Annotated in this window: 1 protein-coding gene; it reads right to left on the reverse strand. The window is 67.5% G+C overall.

Translation table 11 applies throughout. From position 1 onward, the window contains the following. Positions 1-5,770: condensation domain-containing protein (locus QH276_RS28240; protein WP_280398307.1), on the reverse strand; the 5,770-nt coding region annotated here is incomplete at both ends.

Below are 5,770 nucleotides of genomic sequence, written 5' to 3' on the forward strand. Positions count from 1 at the left end.
ACCGATCTGCAACGGCCAGAAGAACTCCCACACCGACACATCGAACGTCGACGGCGTCTTCTGCAGCACCACGTCAGCAGGTTCCAGCCCGTACTCCGACTGCATCCACACCAAACGATTCACGATCGCTCCGTGCGAAACAGCCACACCCTTCGGGCGGCCCGTCGAACCCGACGTGAAAATCACGTACGCCGTGTTGGTGGCACGCAACGGGGCGATCCGGTCGGCATCGGTCACCGGATCGGCCGAATACCCGGACACATCCACGGTATCCGCGACCACCACCGGCACACCCGTGGCCGAAACCACTTCCGCCGCAGCGATATCCGCGGCAGTGGTCAGTACACACACCGGCGCCGCGGTTTCCACCACATACCGCGTCCGCTCGGCCGGATGATCCGGATCCAGCGGTACATACGCACCACCGGCGGTGACGATCGCGTACATACCGATCACCAGATCCAGCGACCGCCGCACCGCGAGACCCACCAGCGATTCCGGGCCCACGCCCTCGGCGATCAGCAGGCGCGCCAACCGGTTGACTCGTGCGTCGAACTCCGCATAGGTCAGCTCTTCGCCCTCGAAAACGAGCGCGACCCCGTCCCGGTACACGGCCGCGGACCGCGTGAAACCGTCCAACAGCAACCGCGGCTCCACCGGACGATCGGTGGCGTTCCACTGCGTCAGCACCCGAGTCCGCTCGACCGAGGCGAGGATCTCCAGATCCCCCACCGGCGCCGACGGGCGCGCCACGATCTCGCCGAGCAGGCGCAGGAAACGATCCACAAAACCCTGCGCGGTGGCGTGTTCGAACAGGTCGGTCGCATAGGTCAGGTAACCGGCCAAACCGTTCGGCGCACCGGTGGTGTCGTAGCGGTCGCCGACTATGAAATGCAGATCGTATTGGGAGGTCGCAGCGTCGATATCGACACCCGACACGGTGAGGCCGGGCAGTTCCAGGCTGGACATCGCCAGGTTCTGGAAGGTGAGCCCCACCTGGAACAACGGATGACGGGCGGTCGACCGCGCGGGATTCAACATCACGACCAGCCGCTCGAACGGCACATCCGCATTCGCGAACGCCTCGATATCCACCTGGCGCTGACGCGCCAGCAGATCGGTGAACGACTCACCACGATCCAGCTCGGTGCGGAACACCAGGGTGTTCACGAACATCCCGATCAGATCGTCCAGCGCCTGCTCCCCACGACCCGCCACCGGCGTACCGATGGTGATGTCCTCGGTACCCGACAACCGCGCCAGCAGGACCGCCAGCGCGGTGTGCACAACCATGAACAGGGTCGCGCCCTGCTGCTGCGCCAGGCGCTGCAGCTCGGCATGGATCTCGGGCGAGATGCCGATCTCCACCCGGCCACCGGCGAACGACTGCACCGCCGGGCGCGGACGATCCGCGGGCAGATCCAGCTGATCCGGGATACCCGCCAACCTCGACTGCCAATAGGAGACCTGCTCAGCGGCCAGCGACTCCGGGTCGTTCTCATCACCGAGCAGCGCCCGCTGCCACAACGCGAAGTCCGCGTACTGCACCCGCAGCGGCGCCCAGCCCGGCGCCTCCCCCGCGGCCCGCGCCGCGTACGCGGTCATCAGATCCCGCGTCAACGGCGCCACCGACGAACCGTCACCGGCGATATGGTGCACCGCCATCGCCAGCACGAACTCATCGGCCGCATCCTCGACCGCGAACAGCGCCACCCGCCACGGCACCTCGGTGGTGACATCGAACGAGCCCGAGACGAGATCCAGCACAGCCGACTCCACGGCCGCGGCAGCCACCGATCGCACCGTCAGTTCCGGCACCGCACCCGAGACCGGCAAGATCACCTGCACCGGGCCCTGCTCGGTCTCCGGGTAGTAGGTGCGCAGGATCTCGTGCCGCGTGGCCAGATCGCCGATCGCGGCCCGCAGGGCATCCACATCCAAGGCGCCGGTCAGGCGCACAGCGATCGGGACGCTGTACACAGCGGACTGCCCGTCGAAGCGGTTGAGGAACCACATCCGCTGCTGCGCCGGCGACAACGGCAACCGCTCCGGACGCGGCTGCGGTACCAGCTCCGCACGCCCACCCGAACCCGCGTGGCGCTCCGCCCGCACAGCCAAACCCGCCACAGTCGACGCCTCGAACAACGCCCGCACCGGAACCGTCGTATCCAAAGCCTTGCTCAACCGGGCAACAACCTGGGTCGCGATCAGCGAGTTACCACCCAGCGCAAAGAAATCGTCATCCGCACCGACCCGCTCCACACCGAGCACCTCGGCGAACACTCCGGCCACGATCTCCTCGATCGGAGTCGACGGCGCCCGGAACACCTGCGCCTCGAACACCGGTTCCGGCAGGGCTTTACGGTCCAGCTTGCCGTTCACGGTCAAGGGCAACGCGTCGAGTTCGACGAACGCCGCCGGCACCATGTACGACGGCAACCGCTGCGCCAGTTCCGACCGGATATGGGCCAGATCCGAACCGGCACCGCCGGCGCCTCGAAGACCCGTGCGACCCGAATCGGCACCGGAACCGGCGGACGCCTCGGCGGGTACAGCCGGGACGACATAGCCGACCAGCCGGTCACCCGTCCGCGGATCCGACGTGGCCACCACCGCGGCCTGCGCGACCTCCGGCAACGCCAGCAGCGCCGCCTCGATCTCCCCCAACTCGATCCGGAAACCACGAATCTTCACCTGGAAGTCGGTACGACCCCGGTACTCGAGTTCACCAGCACGGTTCCAAGCCACCAGATCACCCGTGCGATACATCCGCACACCCGGGGTGAACGGATCGGCCACGAACCGCTCCGCACTCAACTCCGGGCGACGGAAGTAACCGTGCGCAAGCTGCGCGCCCGCCAAGTACAGCTCACCCGACACCCCATCAGGCACCGGCCGCAACCGGCCGTCGAGCACATACACCCGCGAATTCCACTGCGGCACACCAATCGGCACCGACACCTGATCAGCCGCGGTGACCCGGTGCGTCGTGATCGACACCGCGGCCTCGGTCGGACCGTACAGGTTGAACAACCCGATGTTCGGGTGGTCGGCGAGCATCCGCTGCGCGGTCGCCGCGGGCAGCGCCTCACCGATCGCCAGCACCCGCCGCAACGAGGTGGACAGGCCCGTCTCGGCCGGCAAGGCGGCTCCGTCAGCAGACGACAGGTCCACATCACCGCTGGCGGCCGGCAGGGCGGCGCCACGCTCGGCAGGCGAACGGCCGGGGTAGCTGTCCGCGGTGAGCAGGGCGTCGAGCATCGACGGCACCACCGTCAACGTCGTCACACCTTCGCGGCGCATCAGACCGTTGAGATACGCCGGATCCCGATGACCCTCCGGCGAGGCGATGACCATCCGGCCACCACACACCGCGGCGACCCAGAACTCCCACACCGACAAGTCGAAGGTCGCGGCCGTCTTCAGCAAGATCGCATCGGTGGCGGCCATCACGATGTCGGCAGTGATATAACGCAACTGGTTCACCACCGCCGCATGCGGCACCGCCACACCCTTCGGCCGGCCGGTCGAACCCGACGTGAAAATCACATACGCCGTATTCGAGGCACGCAACGGCGCGATCCGCTCGGCATCCGTCACCGGCCGGTCATCGAAGACGCCCAGATCCAGATCGTCGAGTACCACGACCGGCACCTCCGGTCGCACATCGCCGGTACCGAACCCGGTCTCGGCATTCGTCAGCACACAGACCGGTCCCGCGGTACCCAGGATGTACTCGCCGCGTTCGGCGGCCTGATCCGGATCCACCGGCACATACACACCACCCGCGACCGACACCGCGTACATCGCGACCACCAGATCCACCGACCGCCGCAAGGCCAATCCGACCCGCGCCTCCGGGCCCACGCCCTGAGCGATCAGGAACCGCGCCAGCCGGTTGACCCGCGTCCCCAACTCGGCATAGGTCACCCGCGTACCGTCGGCGGCCACCAACGCCACCGCACTCGCATCCCGGGCCACCGCACCCTCCAGCAACGACACCAGCGTCGCCGCCGAATCCAACTCACAGGCAGTCGAATTACGGCCGGCCAGTGCGGTCCGCTCGGCCGGGGCCAGGATCTCCAGATCACCCACCGGCACCGAGGGATCCGCCACGATCCCGCGCAACAAGTACCGGAACCGGTCCACGAACCCGTTGACCGTCGCCCGGTCGAACAGATCGGTGGCATAGGTCAGGAACCCGGACATTCCCCGGGCGGCGCCTGTCTCGTCGTAGCTGTCTCCGACGATCAGATGCAGATCGAACTGCGAGATATCGATATCGAAGTCGACACCCGACACCGTCAAACCCGGCAGCTCCAAACTCGACTGCGCCAGATTCTGGAACGACAACCCCACCTGGAACAGCGGATGCCGCGCCTGCGACCGCGCCGGATTCAGCACCTCGACCAAGCGCTCGAACGGCACATCCGCATGCGCGAACGCCTGGATATCCGCCTCCCGCTGCCGCGCCAGCAGATCCGTGAACGCCTCACCACGGTCCAGCCGGGTGCGGAACACCAGAGTGTTGACGAACATACCGATCAGATCGTCGAGCGCCTGCTCACCACGACCCGCCACCGGTGTTCCCACGGTGATGTCATCGGTGCCCGACAACCGCGACAACAACACCGCCAGCGCCGAATGCACCACCATGAACAAGGTCGCACCCTGCGCCTGCGCCAACCGCAGCAAACCGGCATGGATTTCGGCGTCGATCCGGACCTCGACCCGCCCACCGGCGAATGACTGCACCGCCGGCCGCGGCCGATCCCCCGGCAGATCCAACTGATCCGGCGCCCCCGCCAGCGTCGACCGCCAGTACCCGATCTGCTCGGCCGCCAGAGATCCCGGATCGGCTTCGTCCCCGAGCAATTCCCGCTGCCACAACGCGTAATCGGCGTACTGCACCGGCAACGGCGCCCAGCCCGGCGCCTCCCCCGCGGCCCGCGCCGCATACGCCGTCATCACGTCACGCACCAACGGCCCCACCGACGACCCGTCACCGGCGATATGGTGCACCACGATCGCCAGCACGAACTCACCGGAATCAGCGGCGGTATTGCGCGCGATCACCTCGCCCGAACCGGCTCCCTCGTGAACATCGCCGCCGGGCACATCGCTCAGCTGGAACAGCGTCACCCGCAACGGCACTTCGGCCGTGACATCGAACCCGGTCGCGGCCAGTTCCGACACCGCCGCGGCAACGCCCGCGGCGGCCACCGGCCGAACCTGCAACCGCGGCACCGCCTGCCCGGCGCCCAGTACTACCTGCACCGGACCTGATTCGGTCTCCGGATACACCGTCCGCAGTACCTCGTGCCGTGCCACCACATCGGCGACAGCTGCCCGCAACGCATCCACGTCGAGTGCACCCGAGAGACGAATCGCGAACGGCAGGTTGTACGCCGCCGACTGCTGGTCGAAACGATTCAGAAACCACATCCGCTGCTGCGCCGGCGACAGCGGTATCCGCTCCGGACGCGGTTGCGGCACGAGAGCCTTACGCCCACCGGCCCCGGCCTGCTCCTGAATCCGCACCGCCAACGCGGTCACGGTCGACGCCTCGAACAACACCCGCACCGGTACCGGCGCATCCACTGCCGCGCCCAGCCGCGCCGCGACCTGCGTCGCGATCAGCGAGTTACCACCGAGCGCGAAGAAATCATCATCGGCACCGATCCGCTCCACACCGAGAACATCGGCGAACACATTCGCCACGATCTCCTCGATCGGAGTCGACGGCGCCCGGAACTCCCGCGCCTGGAAC

This window comes from Nocardia carnea (assembly GCF_029869215.1).
GTDB lineage: Bacteria > Actinomycetota > Actinomycetes > Mycobacteriales > Mycobacteriaceae > Nocardia > Nocardia carnea_B.